16 protein-coding genes are annotated in these 15,275 nt (G+C 56.0%); 1 reads left to right on the forward strand and 15 read right to left on the reverse strand.

Features of this window, described 5'->3' with window-relative positions:
- Nucleotides 1-130: 130 nt before the first annotated feature.
- Complete coding sequence (locus ACFSW5_RS15525; protein WP_379274805.1) at nucleotides 131-1,108, forward strand: Na/Pi cotransporter family protein; 978 nt, start codon at nucleotides 131-133, stop codon at nucleotides 1,106-1,108.
- Here ACFSW5_RS15525 and ACFSW5_RS15530 read toward each other — a convergent pair.
- From ACFSW5_RS15530 to lepA, 15 genes are all read right to left on the reverse strand, one after another.
- Nucleotides 1,105-1,536, reverse strand: a complete 432-nt coding sequence (locus ACFSW5_RS15530; protein ID WP_379274808.1) for an NUDIX hydrolase — start codon at nucleotides 1,534-1,536, stop codon at nucleotides 1,105-1,107. The genes ACFSW5_RS15525 and ACFSW5_RS15530 overlap by 4 nt on opposite strands.
- A 199-nt stretch (nucleotides 1,537-1,735) precedes the next feature.
- Entirely contained in the window at nucleotides 1,736-3,082 is a 1,347-nt protein-coding gene (gene mtaB / locus ACFSW5_RS15535; protein WP_379274811.1) for a tRNA (N(6)-L-threonylcarbamoyladenosine(37)-C(2))-methylthiotransferase MtaB, read from the reverse strand.
- Between the two features lie 3 nt (nucleotides 3,083-3,085).
- Nucleotides 3,086-3,871, reverse strand: a complete 786-nt coding sequence (locus tag ACFSW5_RS15540; protein ID WP_379274813.1) for an RsmE family RNA methyltransferase — start codon at nucleotides 3,869-3,871, stop codon at nucleotides 3,086-3,088.
- 51 nt (nucleotides 3,872-3,922) lie between these two features.
- Nucleotides 3,923-4,639 (reverse strand): site-2 protease family protein, encoded by a 717-nt coding sequence (locus tag ACFSW5_RS15545; RefSeq protein WP_379274815.1) that lies wholly within the window; start codon nucleotides 4,637-4,639, stop codon nucleotides 3,923-3,925.
- Nucleotides 4,636-5,610 (reverse strand): 50S ribosomal protein L11 methyltransferase, encoded by a 975-nt coding sequence (gene prmA / locus ACFSW5_RS15550; RefSeq protein WP_379274818.1) that lies wholly within the window; start codon nucleotides 5,608-5,610, stop codon nucleotides 4,636-4,638. The genes ACFSW5_RS15545 and prmA overlap by 4 nt, the downstream gene beginning before the upstream one ends.
- Before the next feature lie 223 nt (nucleotides 5,611-5,833).
- Complete coding sequence (locus ACFSW5_RS15555; RefSeq protein WP_379274820.1) at nucleotides 5,834-6,037, reverse strand: hypothetical protein; 204 nt, start codon at nucleotides 6,035-6,037, stop codon at nucleotides 5,834-5,836.
- A gap of 14 nt (nucleotides 6,038-6,051) precedes the next feature.
- Entirely contained in the window at nucleotides 6,052-6,216 is a 165-nt protein-coding gene (locus ACFSW5_RS15560) for a YfhD family protein (protein ID WP_379274822.1), read from the reverse strand.
- Between the two features lie 119 nt (nucleotides 6,217-6,335).
- Nucleotides 6,336-7,469 (reverse strand): molecular chaperone DnaJ, encoded by a 1,134-nt coding sequence (dnaJ, locus tag ACFSW5_RS15565; protein ID WP_379274824.1) that lies wholly within the window; start codon nucleotides 7,467-7,469, stop codon nucleotides 6,336-6,338.
- Between the two features lie 96 nt (nucleotides 7,470-7,565).
- Complete coding sequence (gene dnaK / locus ACFSW5_RS15570; RefSeq protein WP_379274827.1) at nucleotides 7,566-9,401, reverse strand: molecular chaperone DnaK; 1,836 nt, start codon at nucleotides 9,399-9,401, stop codon at nucleotides 7,566-7,568.
- Between the two features lie 128 nt (nucleotides 9,402-9,529).
- Nucleotides 9,530-10,117, reverse strand: a complete 588-nt coding sequence (grpE, locus tag ACFSW5_RS15575; protein WP_379274829.1) for a nucleotide exchange factor GrpE — start codon at nucleotides 10,115-10,117, stop codon at nucleotides 9,530-9,532.
- 25 nt (nucleotides 10,118-10,142) lie between these two features.
- Complete coding sequence (gene hrcA / locus ACFSW5_RS15580; protein ID WP_379274831.1) at nucleotides 10,143-11,168, reverse strand: heat-inducible transcriptional repressor HrcA; 1,026 nt, start codon at nucleotides 11,166-11,168, stop codon at nucleotides 10,143-10,145.
- A 123-nt stretch (nucleotides 11,169-11,291) separates the two neighbouring features.
- Nucleotides 11,292-11,498, reverse strand: coding sequence for a hypothetical protein (locus ACFSW5_RS15585; protein ID WP_379274834.1), 207 nt, complete (start codon nucleotides 11,496-11,498; stop codon nucleotides 11,292-11,294).
- Between the two features lie 44 nt (nucleotides 11,499-11,542).
- Entirely contained in the window at nucleotides 11,543-12,022 is a 480-nt protein-coding gene (locus ACFSW5_RS15590) for an N-acetyltransferase (protein WP_379274836.1), read from the reverse strand.
- 158 nt (nucleotides 12,023-12,180) lie between these two features.
- The gene (gene hemW, locus ACFSW5_RS15595) at nucleotides 12,181-13,353 is read right to left on the reverse strand and encodes a radical SAM family heme chaperone HemW (RefSeq protein WP_379274839.1); all 1,173 of its coding nucleotides are present in this window, start codon (nucleotides 13,351-13,353) and stop codon (nucleotides 12,181-12,183) included.
- A 94-nt stretch (nucleotides 13,354-13,447) separates the two neighbouring features.
- Nucleotides 13,448-15,265, reverse strand: a complete 1,818-nt coding sequence (gene lepA, locus ACFSW5_RS15600) for a translation elongation factor 4 (RefSeq protein WP_379274842.1) — start codon at nucleotides 15,263-15,265, stop codon at nucleotides 13,448-13,450.
- Nucleotides 15,266-15,275: the final 10 nt, after the last annotated feature.

Consider the following 15,275-nt stretch of genomic DNA (forward strand, 5'->3'; position numbering starts at 1 on the left):
AAGCTGCCCGCCGGGCAACCATCCGCCAAACTCGGCCTATATCCGGCATGCTTGTCCGGGGCCATGCATATGTATGTTAAGAACTGCTACTACTCACGTTCATCAAGTCGCTACCGGAGGTGCCGTTTACATGTTTCAAACGATCATTATTCCGATGACGCTTGGATTTGCCGTCTTTATGAGCGGCATGAAGCTGATGGAGGTCGCGCTTCATCAGCTGGCCGGCCCGCATCTGGCCAAAGCGCTGCAAAGCTCGACTTCGACGCCGGTTCACGGACTCGTTACCGGCACCGCCGCTTCCGCATTCCTGCAAAGCAGCACGGCCGTAACGGTCATTACGATCGGGCTCGTGAACGCCCGCCTTCTCACCTTTCCCCGTACGCTCGGCATTATACTCGGAACGAATATCGGCACTTGCCTGACGACCGAGCTTATCGGCCTTCAGCTTAACCGTTTCGCCGGTCCCCTGATGATCGCTTCGCTTGGTCTATGGGCCGTAACCGCATTGGCCGGCGAGATGAACGTATGGCCTGGCCTTGCCCGCTTCTTCGGCGGCAGAAGGCTTGCCGTCGTTCGGGCTGCTGCCGTCACGTCCGGCGGTTTCGGCATGCTGCTCGCCGGTCTCACCTTCATGCAGTCGATTGGACCTAGCGTCGAGCAAAGCGGAATGTTCGACTGGTTTCTGGCCAAAGCGTCCGGCGAGCTCATCTGGGGATTGCTCGCAGGGGCGGTGCTGACCGCGGCGGTTCACAGCAGCGCGGCCGTGATCGGCATGGTCATGGGGCTTGCGGCGCTTGGCTCCATCCCGCCCGATATCAGCACCGCTATCGTGCTTGGATCCAATGTCGGCACGTGCGTAACCGCGCTGCTCGCGTCCGTCGGCGGAACGAAAGGCGGCAAATTCGTCGCTTTGTCCCATCTGCTGCTTAACGCGGGCGGGGCGCTGCTGTTTATGCCGTTCGTGTCCGAGCTCTCCGGTGCGGCCGGTCAGTTGTCGTCGTCGCCCTCCGGGCAAATCGCCCACGTCCAGACATTGTTTAACGTCGCCTGTTCGCTGCTTGCCTTGCCGGTTTGTTACTTGCCTGCCCTGAAGCGGCTTGATCGTTAGCTTACCTGAATGCCAAGCAGCTTCAGCGCGCCGAGTAATATCCGGTTGTTGTTGTCGTAGCCGGACTGCTTTTGCCTGCGCCACGCTTCATGCGGCTCGAACCAGTCGACGCCGCGGATTTCCTCCACCTGCGCTTGCAGCGTGCCGCCGACCGCTTCCACCAAATAATAATGCACTTCTTTGTTGACGGTGCCTTTCGACTCATGCTGGTACTGATATTTGATCTGATCGATCGGTTTTACGATTACGCCGTCCATTCCCGTTTCTTCCTTAATTTCGCGCAAGGCGGTTTGCTCTACCGTTTCGCCTTCTTCCATCTTCCCTTTAGGCAGGGACACTTTGCCGTACCGGTCCTGGATCAATTGAATTTGCAAATCCCCGTTATCCGTATACCGGTACACGACGCCTCCGGCCGAAATTTCCTTCATCTCTTTCTCCCCCTCTGCATCCGCAGTTCATGCACAACAAGCAGAAACGACTTGTCGTCCTTGACTTAGGACGAAACGTTTCGGCGAGAAATATAAGACACTTTATAACGTATAACTTTATGTAAGAAACGAGGATTCCGTCAACTCCTCCCCCGCAGGGAAGAGGCCGGAATCCTCGGGTTTATCCTGGCCGGCAGGCTTAAGCGCCGCGGCGCGAAGCCGTCTTGCCGTCCAGCACGCGAAGCAGCTCGCCGCGGCATTCGTTGACGCCCGCTTCGGTTACTTTCACGCGGCACATCTCGCCGATCAGCGACTCGTCGCCTTCAAACAAGATTTGCAAATAGTTGTCGGCGCGTCCCATCAGCAGCCCTTGCGCGGCGGCTTTCTGGTCGCGCTCCGGAATGACGTCCAGCACTTCCCCGACATACTTCTTCGCGTATTCGAGCTGCATTTCCTCGGACAAATCGATCAGCTTGTGGACGCGTTCGTTTTTCACTTCTTCGTCCACTTGATCCTCCATCCGCGCCGCAGGAGTGCCCGTACGGATCGAATACGGGAAAATATGCATCTCCGCGAAACCAAGCTCCTTCATGAAACGGTAGCCTTCTTCGAACATTTCGTCGGTTTCGCCCGGGAAGCCGACGATGACGTCCGTCGTAATCGCGACGCCCGGCATCGCTTCGCGGATCCGTTTAATCTTCGCGGCGAATTCGGCCGTCGTATATTTCCGGCGCATCCGTTTCAGCACGGTATCTTCGCCCGCTTGCAGCGGAATATGAAGATGGCGGCACATTTTGTCGGAACGGTTCAGCACGTCGATCATCGCCTCGTCGATTTGGCTCGCTTCGATCGAGCTGATGCGGATGCGCTCCAGCCCTTCGATTTTATCCAAATCCCACAGCAGATTCACAAGCTTGTAGTTTTCCAGGTCGTCGCCGTAACCGCCCGTATGGATGCCGGTCAGCACGATTTCCTTGTAGCCTGCGGCCACCAGCTGCTTCGCTTGCTCCAGCACGCTTTGCGGATCGCGGCTGCGGGACAGCCCGCGCGCCCACGGAATGATGCAGAACGTGCAGAAATTGTTGCAGCCCTCTTGGATTTTCAGAAACGCGCGCGTCCGATCGGCGAACGTCGGAACGTCCAGCTCCTCGAACTCGCGGGTTTTCATAATGTTCCGAACCGCGTTAACCGGCTTGCGGTCCGCTTGAATTTGCTTGATAAACGGAATCATTTTGTCCCGGTCCTGCGTGCCGATGACAAGATCGACGCCGGGAATGGCCATAATTTCCGCAGGCCGCGTCTGCGCGTAGCAGCCGGTTACCGCGATTACGGCATCCGGGTTGCGGCGAATGGCCCGGCGGATGATTTGCCGGCTTTTTTTGTCCCCGGTGCTGGTCACGTGGCATGTATTGATCAAATAAACGTCGGCCGTGTCGGATTCGAAATCGACTTGTTCGTAGCCCTCGTTTTTGAACAGCTGCCAGATCGCTTCGGTATCGTAGAAGTTTACTTTGCAGCCCAAGGTGTAAAATGCGACTGATGGCATGAGTTATGCTCCTCCCATTTCTCCAGATTCATATAACAGGCAGGTCAATCCTACGATTCCCGCCGTTTCCGTTCTTAAGATGCGCTTGCCAAGCCCGACGATCGCCGCGCCGGCCGTTTCCGCTTCGTCCGCTTCCTCCTCGGTAAAGCCCCCTTCCGGCCCTACGATCAGCAGAACGTTCAGACGGCCTTCGACCGCATCCGGACGTTTCGCGCGATAAGCGCGCACGGCGTCCCCGAGCCCGAAGCCCGACGCCGCATGACCTTCCCGCTCGTAGCAAAACAACGCCAGATCGTAAGCCGGGATTGCTTCGACCAGCTCGCGCCAGCCGTGCACTTCCCTTACGGAAGGCACGAAGCCCCGGTGCGACTGCTCCGCGGCTTCCTTGGCGATTTTGCTCCAACGCTCCAGCCGCTTCGCCTCTTTTTTGGCGTCGTATTGCACGATCATCCTTTTGGACTGGAACGGGATAAAAGCATATGCGCCGATCTCCGTCCCTTTTTGAATGACAAGCTCCATTTTATCGCCTTTCGGCAAGCTTTGGGCAATCGTTACGGACCATAACGGCTCGCTGTCCGCCTCCAGAAGCTCCTCGATATCCGCGCGAACGAGCGACGAATCCGCTTCGCGGACGACGGCGATCGCCGTGCGCGACGAGCCGTCGCTGACAATGAATCTATCTCCGGGCTTCATCCGCATGACGCGGGCGGCATGAAAAGCGTCTTCGCCGGTCAGCATGACGCCGCTAGTTCCTTCGAATTGCTCCGCCGCAACAAAATAACGCTGCATGGATTGTACAAACCACCCTTATCCGAATTCCAACCTTCATCATAGCACGATTTAAGCCAGAAAATCTATGACAAACCTATCCCAATCCATCGGTTTCGAGAAAACCGCTTCGCATAATGTCCATACGCCGCTCATAATGTCCACGGACAAACTTAAGATCGGCTCGATGGTCACGGCCCGAAGCTGGGGAATAAACACCATCAATAAAAATAAAATAATGCCCCATTGAATGTTTTGCTCCAGCTTATAACGCCATTTGAGCGGCAGCAAATCGGCCACGATCCGGTATCCGTCCAGCGGCGGAATCGGGATCAGGTTAAACACGAACAGCATTAAATTAATGGAAAACAAATAATAGCATAAATGAATCAACGCTTTGTAGACGCCTTCCGAGCCGGCATAAAGCAAACCGGTCTGGCTGAGCAAATGGATCAATACGATGGCGAATACGCCGACGACCAGATTCGCGAGCGGGCCGACCGCCGATACGATTATGCCCATCAGCCGCGGACGCTTGAAACGGCCGATATTGACGGGAACGGGCTTCGCCCAGCCGAAGCCCGCGATCAGAATGAGAATCGTGCCCAGCACGTCCACGTGGGAGCGGGGATTGAGCGTCACCCGCCCTAGATCGTAAGCGGTCCGGTCGCCGAACTTGTAGGCGCTGTACGCGTGGGCAAATTCATGCACCGTAAACGCGATCGCGATCGCGATGACGAGAAAGGGAAGATCCTCGAGCGGATACCATAACAAATTTTCCAGACTCATCCGCCCACCTTCGGCTTCCTCGCGACAATCGCGCTCCAGTTCTCCTCCTGGCGTTTCTCGGCGATCTCAAAGCCGGACTTGCGCAGACTCTCCTCGACCAGCGCCTCTTTGCCGGAGTAGATGCCCGAAGCGATATAGAAGCCCCCCGGTTTGAGCGCATTAAATACGTCGTCGACGAACAGCAAAATAATTTCCGCCAATATGTTCGCCACGACCAAATCGACCGGCACCGTAACGCTTACCCTCTCCTCTTTCCCGTCAAGCACGCCGAGGAGGTCGCTAAGCCTGATCTCGACATCGTTTTCGAGTCCGTTCAGCTTGACGTTTTCGGTAGCGCTCGTGACGGCGATCGGATCGAGGTCGAGCGCAAGCACGCGTTTTGCGCCAAGCTTCATGGCGCCGATCGCCAGAATGCCCGATCCGGTTCCGACGTCGATAACTTCCTCGCCGCCCTTTATGTACGATTCCAGCGTTTTCAGGCAAAGCGAAGTCGTCGGGTGCGTGCCCGTCCCGAACGCCATTCCCGGATCAAGCTCGATGATCTTCTCGCCGGGGGACGGCTCGTACTCCTCCCACGTCGGCTTGATCGTCAGCGTCTCGGACACGCGGGATGGCTTGAAATATTGCTTCCAGTTGTTCGCCCAATCCTCGTCGTCCACCAGCTTGGTCGCAAACGTATAATCGCCCGGATCGATGCCGAACTCCCGAAGCTCCTCGATTCTCGGCTTAACGGCCGCGACAACCGCGTCCATATCCGTTTCCTCGGGAAAATATCCTTGAATGACCGCATGGCCTTCCGGTATATCGTTAAGCGGCAGTTCATACCATTGCCCAAACGATGTGTCCCGCTCTTTGTTCAGCGTTCCCGATTCCTCGATCGTCACGCCGCCGGCCCCATGCTCGTGCAAAAAGTTCGAGACCATCTCGATCGCTTGTTCCGTCGTATGAATCGTCAGCTCGTAATATTTCATTAAACATGCTCCTCCAGTGACAAGCGTAAACGGCTTCGCCGTCTTCGACCGGCGAAGTTCCGTTTCGCGGATGAAATATAGCCCATTTATAAATGGTGATACTTAGAAATTCTTTCTTTTAAAAACTAACAACTATTGTACACCAGAACGGGAGCCAGCACAAAACGAAAGCGCCGATACCCCCATTCGCCGCGCGAATGAGGGGTATCGGTTAATGCTGCCGCTATGTCAACGAATCGGTATTGCCGCCAACCTGCCGAATTACGTGCAGCGCCCGGTCCGCCACTTCCGCTCCGACGGTTGCGGTCAGAAGCCCGTGTTCCGGCATTTCCGCGATATCGGTGACGCGCAGCGCCTGCAGCTTGCATAAAGCTTCGCGGGCCGCCTGAGGGCGGTCGAAGGTTGCGCGTATTTCTACCTGATCCATCGTTCGAACGCCTCCTACCGTTTGCCGCGGTTCATGGCGCGGGCATTGGCCTTTGCAGCCCGTTCCTGCGCTTCGATATCGTCCTCGTCCGCGAACTCCTCGGAAAATTCGACATCCTCTTCCATGCCGACCGGCAAATCGCCGAAATTGACTTTAATGTCCCTTTTCTTGTCCGCCATAATCGAAGATCCTCCTTTCGGTCCGCATATGCGGATGGGTCCGCCTTTTAGCATGCGCAGCGGCGGATTCGTTTATCCGAGGGGAGCGGGCGCCCGCAAAATGAAAAAAGCGCCCGGGGCTATTCGCCGCGGAACGCTTTCTTCATCTTTTCGAAGATGGACTCATGATGCTCGTCTTGATAAGCCGATGACGTTACGGCGCTTTGGCCGCCGAATTGCCGCAGAAGCTCCTTCTGCTCTTCCGTCAGCTTCGTCGGCGTCACGACGGTCACCTTGACGTGCTGATCGCCTTGGCCGTAGCCGCGAAGCTTCTGAACGCCTTTGCCTTTAAGCCGGAAATAGGTGCCGGTCTGCGTGCCGGCCGGTATTTTCAGCTTGACCTTCTCCGTCAGCGTCGGCACTTCGATCTCGTCGCCAAGCGCCGCTTGAACGAACGTAAGCGGAACCTCGCAATAAATATCGTCGCCCTCGCGTTCAAAAAATTCATGCGGCTTCACGCGGATAACAATATACAAGTCGCCCGACGGTCCGCCGTTTTTGCCGGATTCGCCTTCGCCGGAGAGACGGATTTGCGCTCCGTCGTCCACGCCGGCCGGAATTTTGACATTGATTTTGCGCTGTTTCTTGACCTTGCCCGCGCCGTGACAGGTGCCGCATTTTTCTTTAATGACGCGTCCGGTGCCGCCGCAGCTCGAGCAAGCCCGGCGGTTGACCATCCGGCCGAACGGCGTATTCTGCACGACTTCTTGCTGCCCGGTTCCACGGCATACGCCGCAAGTTTCCGGCTTCGTGCCCGGCTTGGCGCCGGAGCCGCGGCAAGTATCGCACGTTTCCGTCCGCGGAATCGTAATGTCGGTCTCTTTGCCGAATGCCGCTTCCTTGAACTCGATCGTCATCGTATATTGCAAATCGCTGCCGCGCTGCGGCGCGTTAGGATCCCGACGGCCGCCGCCGCCGAAAAACATGTCGAATATATCGCCGAAGCCGCCGAAATCTTGAGCGCCGCCTCCGAAGCCGCCCATGCCCTGATTCGGGTCGACGTGCCCGTACCGGTCGTACGTGCTTCTTTTGGCGTCGTCGCTAAGAACGTCGTACGCTTCCTTGACCTCTTTAAACTTCTCTTCGGCGTCAGCTTCCTTGTTTACGTCCGGATGAAATTTCCGCGCAAGCTGCCGATACGCTTTTTTGATCTCGTCAGCCGACGCGTTTTTGCTTACTCCAAGCACTTCATAATAATCTCGCTTTTCCGCCAACAGTTCTCACCCCCGCCCGAATGGCACATCTACAAATAGAAGGCCAAAGCCGGGAAGCCCCAGACTTTGACCCCTCAACGTTCGCCTTATTAAGGCTTAGTTTTTGTCGTCGACCACTTCGTAATCGGCGTCAACGACGTTGTCCTTGCCTTTGGCGGCGCCGGCGTCTTGCGCGCCCTCGGCCGCTCCGCCTTGCTGGGCCGCTTGCTCGTACAGCTTCACGGAGAGCTGCTGTACGATTTGAGTCAGCTCTTCAACCGCTTTGTTGATGTCTTCCAGGTTGTCGGTTGCGGCGGCCGCTTTCACTTTTTCCTTCGCGGCGTTCGCTTTTTCGACTTCGGCTGCGTCGACTTTGTCGCCCAGATCCTTGATCGTTTTGTCTACCGAGTAGACGAGCTGGTCGGCGTTGTTTTTCGCTTCGACGAGCTCGCGGCGTTTGCGGTCCTGCTCGGCGTTCAGCTCGGCGTCCTTCATCATTTTTTCGATTTCCTCGTCGCTCAGGCCGCTCGACGAAGTAATCGTAATTTTTTGGCTTTTGCCCGTGCCTTTATCCATTGCGGACACGTTAACGATACCGTTCGCGTCGATATCGAACGTCACTTCGATTTGCGGTACGCCGCGCGGAGCAAGCGGAATGTCTCCCAGCGTGAAGCGTCCGAGCGTCTTGTTGTCGGCCGCCATTTGGCGTTCGCCCTGCAAGACGTGGATTTCGACGCTAGGCTGATTGTCCGCGTAGGTCGAGAAAATTTGCGATTTGCTTGTCGGGATCGTCGTGTTCCGCTCGATCATCTTCGTAAAGATGCCGCCGGCCGTCTCGATGCCAAGCGAAAGCGGAGTAACGTCGAGCAGAACGACGTCTTTCACGTCGCCGGTCAGGACGCCCGCTTGAACGGCGGCGCCGAGGGCAACCACTTCGTCCGGGTTCACGCCTTTATGCGGCTCTTTGCCGGTCAGCTTCTTGATCGCTTCCTGTACGGCAGGAATACGGGTCGAACCGCCGACAAGCACGACTTTGTCGATGTCGCTCGTCGACAAGCCGGCATCGCTCAGCGCTTGGCGAGTCGGTCCCAGCGTACGCTCGACGAGCGGCGCGGACAGCTCCTCGAATTTCGCGCGGGTCAGGTTGACTTCCAAGTGTTGAGGCACGCCGTCGACCATCGTAATAAACGGCAGCGAGATCGTCGTCGTCAAGACGCCGGAAAGTTCTTTTTTCGCTTTTTCCGCAGCGTCCTTCAGACGTTGAACGGCCGCTTTGTCTTTGGAAAGGTCGATGCCTTGCTCTTTTTTGAACTCGGCCACGAGATAATCGATAATGACTTGGTCGAAGTCGTCGCCGCCCAGATGGTTGTCGCCGCTTGTCGCTTTAACTTCGAAGAAGCCGTCGCCCAGCTCCAGAATCGAAACGTCGAACGTACCGCCGCCGAGGTCGTAAACGAGAATCGTTTGATCTTCGGCTTTCTCCAAGCCGTAAGCGAGCGCCGCGGCCGTCGGCTCGTTGACGATGCGAAGCACTTCCAGCCCCGCGATTTTGCCGGCGTCCTTCGTCGCTTGGCGCTGGCTGTCGTTAAAGTATGCAGGAACGGTAATAACCGCCTGCGTTACGGGCTGGCCAAGATACGCCTCGGCATCGGCTTTCAGCTTTTGCAGGATGATCGCCGAAATTTCTTGCGGCGTATATTCTTTGCCGTCGATTACTTCTTTATGGTTCGTGCCCATATGGCGCTTAATCGAAATGATGGTGCGGTCCGGGTTCGTGATCGCTTGGCGTTTCGCCGTTTCGCCGACGATCCGCTCGCCGTCCTTCTTGAAACCTACGACCGAAGGGGTCGTGCGGTTGCCTTCCGGGTTAGGGATAACGACGGCTTCGCCGCCTTCCATAACCGCAACGCAAGAGTTCGTAGTACCAAGGTCGATACCGATAACTTTACTCATGTATTTTCCTCCTCGCAATGGCTTGTTTCGAAATATAAGGATGGACAAGCTTTATCCATCGTCTTCTATTTCACGCCGAAACGGGCCGTCCTGAAGATAGAACGACGTTTCCGCCTGTATGTTTATGTTTAACCGCTGACCTTAACCATGGCCGGGCGCAATACGCGCTCCTTCAGCATATAGCCTTTCTGCACTTCTTCCACGACGATGCCTTCTTCGTGCTCCTCGGACTCGACCTGCATGATCGCCTGATGATATTCCGGGTTAAACGGCTCGCCTACCGATTGGATCGGCTTCAACCCTTCTTGCTCCAGCGTCTGCGACAGCTGGCGGAAAATCATGTCGACGCCCTTGACGAACGATTCGGATTCTCCGCCTTGCGGCGCTGCCGTCAGCGCCCGTTCGAAGTTGTCGACGATCGGAAGAAGCTGCGTAATGAGCTTCATGGAAGCGTAAGCGGAAAGCTCTTCTTTTTCTTTCAGCGTACGGCGGCGGTAATTGTCGAAATCCGCCTGCGCGCGCAAGTAACGCTGTTGATTCTCCTCGGCCAGCTTCTCCAGCTCGGCGTAACGGGAATCTTCCGGTTGTTGTTGTTCAGCGGTCTCGACGCCCTCTTGTTCGACGGCCGCTTCCGCGGCGTTCGCCTCGGCCGCTTCTTCCGCGGCCGCTTGAGCGGCTTCCGCTGCTTCATGATACTCTTGCTCTTTCGTGCTCACACTTTTCACCTCCTTAAAATAGCCCTTATTTATACCATCGGCCCAGCAGCACATGCATTTTTTTGGAAAGAACGTCCAGCAGGCTGATGACTTTGCCGTATTCCATTCTCGTCGGACCGAGAATGCCGATCGTGCCGACCGTCTGCCCTTCGGCTTCATAGGTGGCGGTAATCAAGCTGCAATTCGAGATCGCTTCATGATCGTTCTCCGTTCCGATACGCACTTGTATGCCGGCAGGAAGCGAAGAGAACATTCGCATGATCGTCGGCGTTTCGTCCAGCAGATCGAGAATCGTCTTCACTTTCTCCACGTCCTTGAATTCCGGCTGCGTCAGCATATTCGTCGTGCCGCTCATAAAGACGCGATGTTCGTCGCCGTTCTGCAAGGCGCTGTCGAGCGCCTTCATGATCTGCTCGCAGTGGTCGACATAACGCTCGAGCTCCTGTCCCACTTCCGAATACAGCTTGGACTTGAGCCTTGCAAAAGGAACGCCGGCGAGCTTATGGTTCAAAATGTTGACGACCTTCTCCAGATCCTCCATCTTCATCTCGGCCGGAATCGTAATCGTCCGGTTCTCGACATGCCCCGTATTCGTCACGATAATGGCGACGGCCGAGGTCTGGTCGAGCGGAACAAGCCCGAAATGCTTAAGCGTCGCACTGAACATTTCCGGCCCAAGCACGATCGACGTATAATTCGTCAGGTTGGACATGATCATGGCCGTATGCTGCACAACCTGCTCCATCTGCGTCATTTGCTCCGTAAAAAAAGAACGCAGCAGCTGCAAATCCTTTTCATCGACCTTATTGAGTTTTACCAGATGATCGACATAATAACGGTAACCTTTCGTCGACGGCACCCGGCCGGCCGACGTGTGCGGCTGCTCCAGAAATCCGAGCTCTTCCAAGTCCGCCATCTCATTACGGATGGTTGCAGGGCTGAAAGCAACGTCGCCGCGCTTCGAAATGCTGCGCGAACCGACCGGCTCGGCAGAGCGGATATAATCATCTACAATAGCGTTCAAAATCATACGTTGTCGATCCGTCAACATTTCACTGCCTCCTCCGTATTTATGAACAGCTTGTTCTTGGATCTCGTTAGCACTCAACCATGTCGAGTGCTAATCATTAATACAAAAATACCAAACCGCCTTTGCCGTTGTCAAGTCGGTTCGCTATTTTCCGCCTCGCTTATCGGCCGCATTGATTTCAGGATAAAAAAAGAAAGCCCCGGCCGCCGGCGGGCGGGTGCAGGACTTCCTGTATTCACGTTGGTTCCAAAAAGGAATCGAAAACTCGCAAACGACCTCGGTGCGTTTAATCGTGTCGTGAAGCCGGAGCGCACCGTCCGCGCAGCCGTTGACGACACCGGCGCTGCTCAATCGTTCGGATCCCCTTCGCCGGTAGAATAGCCGAGCACATAAGTTCAGCCGATCGTTTTCAATACCGCAATCTCGTCGCAAGCATGCTGCTTCGGGCAATGAACGCAGTCGGTCCATACTTTCTCCGGGAAAATCTCCTTATCGACAACGGCAAACCCGTTTTTCTCAAAAAACGATACCGCATAAGTGAGCGCCATGATTTTCGGTACGGCTTGCTCCTTCGCTAGCTCGATCAACCGGTTCACCAGCTTGCTTCCGATGCCAAGCCCCTTGTAGCCTTCCGTCATGCCCAAGGAACGGATCTCCACCAAGTCGGGACCGAGCCGCGTCAGCGATCCGCAGCCGACGACTTCGCCTTCCACCTCGGCTACGACAAACGTATCGATCTGCCTCGCAAGCACTTCCTTCGATCGCGGGAGCATAATCCCTTTCTGCGCGTAACCCTGTATTAAATGAAACAACGTTTCAATATCGTCTTCATTTGCTCTTCTGCAAACGGCTTCCAGCTTGCTTGTCGTCTTCATGGCCGCTACTCGCCCCCGTTCCCCTGCATATTCATTTCAGCAATATGAATAAATATACATCAAGGCGAATCGATGCACAAGTAGGCGCACCCATTTTTTTATAAAACTTGAACGACTCGCTTTGTACGCCGTCCATTTCGGAAACCGTCTGAATGAGTTTATTCGCCGATGAACGCGCCAAACACTTCGTTGCCGAAAATAACGCCTTTGTCCGTCAGACGGTAAACGGTATCGTCCTGCATATCGATTCGCTCCAGCAAGCCGCCTTGCATAAGCCCCGCGATCGCTTGCCCGAACCGGTCCTCAAGCCGCTCGCCCGGAAACTGCTTGGCGAAATCGGCAGCCCGCACCCCTTCCAGCAGCCTTAAGCCTACCATCATAAAGTCTTCCATCGCTTCCGATTCCGGTACGGCGTTCTCCTCCAGCCTCGGGTAACCGTCCTTGCTCTTGTCGATATAGGGCTGAATGCCTTTCACGTTGACGTGGCGGAGCCGGCCGGCGTAGCCGTGCGCTCCCGCTCCCAAGCCGTAATACGGCTCGTTGCGCCAGTATACCGTGTTATGGCGGCTTTCATAGCCCGGACGGGCAAAATTGCTGATTTCATAATGTTTGTACCCGGCACCTTTAAGACGCTCCATCAGCAGCAAGTACATTTGAAGCTCGTCCTCCTCGGCCGGAAGCGGCAGCTCGTTGCGCTCGTACATGGTATGGAACAGCGTGTTCTCCTCCACCTTTAAGCTGTACAGCGAATAATGGGGCAGATCAAGCTCGAGAGCCTTGTCGACGCTGCGGGCGAGCAGCTCCACGGTTTGATCCGGAAGCCCGAACATCAGATCGATGGACAAATTCGTAAAGCCTGCCGCCCTGGCGTTCTCCAGGCTGCGGTAAACGTCGTCCGTATTATGGATGCGGCCGATTCGCTCCAGCAGCCCGTTGTCGAACGACTGGACGCCGAAGCTGATCCGGTTGACGCCGCCTTCCTTCATAGCCGCAAGCTTATCCGGATCGACCGTCCCGGGGTTCGCTTCCATCGTGAACTCGACGTTGTCCGCCAAAGGAAAATGCCGTTTCACCGCTTGCAAAAACCGCTCCATTTGCGGCGGCGTCAATACGGTGGGCGTACCTCCTCCGACAAAGACGGTGTCGATCGTCTCCGGCGGCATATTCCGCACGGTCAACGCCATTTCGCGCTCCAGCGCGTCCAAATAATCGTCGACCGGCTGGCCTTTCAGCACATAGGACGTAAAATCGCAATAAAAGCATTTGTTCGTGCAAAACGGGATATGAATGTAAAGCGCGCGCGGCGCTTGAACGGCTAACGGTGTTTTCATCTTTCCCGACCTCCCTTATCGCTGAAAACGGCGAAACCGCACGGTCCGTCGTAAGCGAGACCCGTGCGGCTTCACCTTTATAATCATGCTGCGCTCAGTCTTCGTCGATTTTCAATACCGCCATAAACGCTTCTTGCGGCACCTCGACGCTTCCGACCTGCTTCATCCGCTTTTTGCCTTCCTTCTGCTTCTCGAGCAGCTTGCGCTTCCGCGAAATGTCGCCGCCGTAGCATTTGGCGAGGACGTTTTTGCGCATCGCCTTAACCGTCTCGCGCGCGATAACCTTCGTGCCGATGGACGCTTGCACGGGCACTTCGAACATTTGGCGGGGAATAAGCTCCTTCAGCTTCTCGCAAATGATCCGCCCGCGCTGATAGGCGCGGTCGCGGTGCACGATAACCGACAAGGCATCGACCTTCTCGTTATTGAGCAAGATGTCCATCTTCACCAGATTCGATCTGCGGTAGCCCGACAGCTCGTAGTCGAACGAAGCGTATCCTTTCGTCCGCGACTTAAGCTGATCGAAGAAATCGTAGACGATTTCCGAAAGCGGAATTTCGTATTTCAGCGTCACGCGGTTCGTATCCAAATATTCCATATTGACGAATTCGCCGCGTTTGCCCTGGCATAAATCCATAATCGCGCCGACAAAGTCGTTAGGCACGATAATCGAAGCTTTGACGTACGGCTCCTCGACGTAGTCCAGCTTGCCCGACTCCGGATAGTTCGACGGGTTGTCGATGGAAAGCTGCTCGCCGTTCGTAAGCGTCACCTTGTAAATAACGCTTGGCGCCGTCGTGATGAGCGGAATGTTGAACTCGCGCTCGATCCGCTCCTGAATAATCTCCATATGCAGCAAGCCGAGGAAGCCGCAGCGGAAGCCGAAGCCAAGCGCCGAAGACGTCTCCGGCTCGAAGGTCAGCGAAGCGTCGTTCAGTTCCAGCTTCTCCAGCGCCTCGCGCAAGTCGTTGTAATCCTGCGTGTCGATCGGGTAAAGGCCGCAGAATACCATCGGGTTGATGCGGCGGTAGCCCGGTAGCGGCTCTGGAGCCGGCTTCTTGGCGTCCGTAATCGTATCGCCGACCCGGGTGTCGCCGACGCTTTTAATGCCCGCCACGACAAAGCCTACGTCGCCGACCGCCAGCTCGTCGACGATCGTCATGCGCGGCTTGAACGCGCCGACCTCAATCACCTCGAATTCCGCTCCCGTCGCCATGAAGCGGATCTTCTGGCCGGACTTGATGCTTCCGTCCATGACGCGGACATACACGATAACGCCTTTGTACGGATCGTAATGCGAATCGAAAATAAGCGCCTTCAGCGGCTTGTCCGGGTCCCCTTCCGGCGCCGGCACCTTCGCCACGACCTGCTCCAATATTTCCTTGATGCCGATGCCGGCTTTCGCCGAAGCAAGCACCGCGTCGCCGGCGTCAAGGCCGATGACGTCCTCGATTTCCTGCTTCACCCGGTCCGGCTCCGCGCTCGGCAAGTCGATTTTGTTGACGACCGGAAGAATTTCCAAGTTGTTGTCGAGCGCCAAATAAACGTTGGCTAGCGTCTGCGCCTCGATGCCTTGGGCCGCGTCCACGACGAGCAGCGCCCCTTCGCATGCGGCGAGGCTGCGCGACACTTCGTACGTAAAGTCGACGTGCCCCGGGGTATCGATCAGATTCAAAATATATTCTTCGCCGTCGTCGGCGCGGTAAGCAAGACGGACAGCCTGCAGCTTGATCGTAATGCCGCGTTCGCGTTCCAGATCCATCTGGTCGAGCACTTGATCCTGCATTTCCCGGGACGTCAGCGCGCCCGTATATTCCAGGATGCGATCGGCCAATGTCGATTTGCCGTGGTCAATATGCGCTATGATCGAAAAATTTCTTATTTTCTTTTGCCGGTCACGAACGTCTGTCATGCCAATCCCC

Source organism: Paenibacillus thailandensis (assembly GCF_042685365.1).
GTDB classification, from domain to species: Bacteria; Bacillota; Bacilli; order Paenibacillales; family Paenibacillaceae; genus Paenibacillus_AP; species Paenibacillus_AP thailandensis.

Excerpts from the sequence above, each read along its gene's own strand:
- ACFSW5_RS15525 (WP_379274805.1), top strand. The coding sequence starts at position 131 with ATGTTTCAAACGATCATTATTCCGATGACGCTTGGATTTGCCGTCTTT.
- ACFSW5_RS15560 (WP_379274822.1), bottom strand. The coding sequence starts at position 6,216 with ATGGCGGACAAGAAAAGGGACATTAAAGTCAATTTCGGCGATTTGCCG.
- hemW (WP_379274839.1), bottom strand. The coding sequence starts at position 13,353 with ATGAAAACACCGTTAGCCGTTCAAGCGCCGCGCGCGCTTTACATTCAT.
- ACFSW5_RS15590 (WP_379274836.1), bottom strand. The coding sequence starts at position 12,022 with ATGAAGACGACAAGCAAGCTGGAAGCCGTTTGCAGAAGAGCAAATGAA.
- dnaK (WP_379274827.1), bottom strand. The coding sequence starts at position 9,401 with ATGAGTAAAGTTATCGGTATCGACCTTGGTACTACGAACTCTTGCGTT.
- ACFSW5_RS15545 (WP_379274815.1), bottom strand. The coding sequence starts at position 4,639 with ATGAGTCTGGAAAATTTGTTATGGTATCCGCTCGAGGATCTTCCCTTT.
- hrcA (WP_379274831.1), bottom strand. The coding sequence starts at position 11,168 with ATGTTGACGGATCGACAACGTATGATTTTGAACGCTATTGTAGATGAT.
- lepA (WP_379274842.1), bottom strand. The coding sequence starts at position 15,265 with ATGACAGACGTTCGTGACCGGCAAAAGAAAATAAGAAATTTTTCGATC.
- ACFSW5_RS15555 (WP_379274820.1), bottom strand. The coding sequence starts at position 6,037 with ATGGATCAGGTAGAAATACGCGCAACCTTCGACCGCCCTCAGGCGGCC.
- prmA (WP_379274818.1), bottom strand. The coding sequence starts at position 5,610 with ATGAAATATTACGAGCTGACGATTCATACGACGGAACAAGCGATCGAG.
- ACFSW5_RS15540 (WP_379274813.1), bottom strand. The coding sequence starts at position 3,871 with ATGCAGCGTTATTTTGTTGCGGCGGAGCAATTCGAAGGAACTAGCGGC.
- mtaB (WP_379274811.1), bottom strand. The coding sequence starts at position 3,082 with ATGCCATCAGTCGCATTTTACACCTTGGGCTGCAAAGTAAACTTCTAC.
- ACFSW5_RS15530 (WP_379274808.1), bottom strand. The coding sequence starts at position 1,536 with ATGAAGGAAATTTCGGCCGGAGGCGTCGTGTACCGGTATACGGATAAC.